1 protein-coding gene and 1 pseudogene are annotated in these 1,314 nt (G+C 51.7%); both read left to right on the top strand.

The genetic code is table 11. The features are described from left to right. Positions 1-441, top strand: a pseudogene (locus ACKWCC_RS19265) (IS21 family transposase); the annotation flags it as partial. A gap of 48 nt (positions 442-489) precedes the next feature. Further along, a complete protein-coding gene (gene istB / locus ACKWCC_RS19270; protein WP_413997598.1) occupies positions 490-1,221 on the top strand; it encodes an IS21-like element helper ATPase IstB in 732 nt (243 codons plus the stop codon). The last annotated feature ends 93 nt before the right edge of the window (positions 1,222-1,314 follow it).

A 1,314-nucleotide genomic window follows, 5' to 3' on the forward strand; every position in this document is an offset into this window, starting at 1 on the left:
GGCAAACAGGTGAAGATCGTCTACACGGACAGCTTCGTGGAGATATACCACAGGCACGAACGTTTGGCCGTCCATGAAAGGAAGAGGCAACGCTACGGCTATACCACCGCAGCGGAACATATGCCCTCCCATCACAGGTTCGTCAGCGAATGGAGCAGTGAGAAGTTCATCTCCTGGGCCGCCCACATCGGCGAGAACTGCAAGGGGTACATCATCGGGATACTCGACAAGAAACAACATCCGGAACAATCCTATAAGTCCTGCATGGGCATACTGCACCTGGCCAAGAAGGTCGGCAACCAACGGCTGGACAATGCCTGCAGGCGGGCATCTGACTATGGGGCCTATAATTACAGTATGGTGGAGCGGATACTGAAAAAAGGGTGGGACACCCTGGAGGACGACCTCGGAGGATACCTCCGAGGTCCCGGACCACGATAACATCAGGGGAGGAAACTATTATAAATGACAAACATTAAAACAGACAACATGAACACAAAGACATTGGAACAGATGAAACAGCTCAGGCTCCACGGGATGCTCAGGGCCTTTGACACCAGCCTCTCGCCCGAGAGCATGGACTATACCAACGATGAACTGGTGGCCTATCTGGTACAGTCCGAATGGGACGATAGGCACAACCGCAAGATCGAGCGCCTGACAAAGGCCGCAAGGTTCAGGTACGGTGCCGTTATGGAGGCCATCGATTACGGCCCTGGAAGGAACATCGACAGGAACAGGATACAACGCTACGCCTCCTGTGGATTTATAAGCAAGGGTGAAAATATGCTCATTACCGGGAGCACCGGGGTCGGCAAAAGCTATCTGGCCTCCGCCATCGGCCACCAGGCCTGCTCAATGGGGCACAGGACCATGTACTTCAACACGGCGAAGCTCTTTACCCTGCTCAAAACCTCAAAGGCGGACGGGTCCTATCTAAAATTCATCGGAAAACTGGAAAACCAGGACCTGCTCATACTCGATGACTTCGGCCTAAAACCGTTGGACAACATCAACAGGCACTCTTTGATGGAGATTATAGAGGACAGGCACGGCAAAAGGTCCACCATCATAGCCTCACAACTGCCCGTGGAGGCATGGCACGATGTCATCGGGGAAAAAACGATCGCCGATGCCATCCTTGACCGTTTGGTTCACTCGGCCCATAGGATAGACATAAAAGGGGAATCAATGAAAAAAAAAATTAAAAATAAACGTTAACTTCAGCACCAAAATGAGTCGATCTCGTGCACTTGATTTGCACTGCTCATTTTCATCCGCCGCAGGTGGTATACATTGACCGCCCTATCCAAT

This window comes from Maribacter aquimarinus (assembly GCF_047345505.1).
Taxonomy (GTDB): Bacteria; Bacteroidota; Bacteroidia; order Flavobacteriales; family Flavobacteriaceae; genus Maribacter.

Bases quoted from the DNA above. Each gene is read 5' to 3' on its own strand.
- istB (WP_413997598.1), top strand. From the start codon at position 490: ATGAACACAAAGACATTGGAACAGATGAAACAGCTCAGGCTCCACGGG.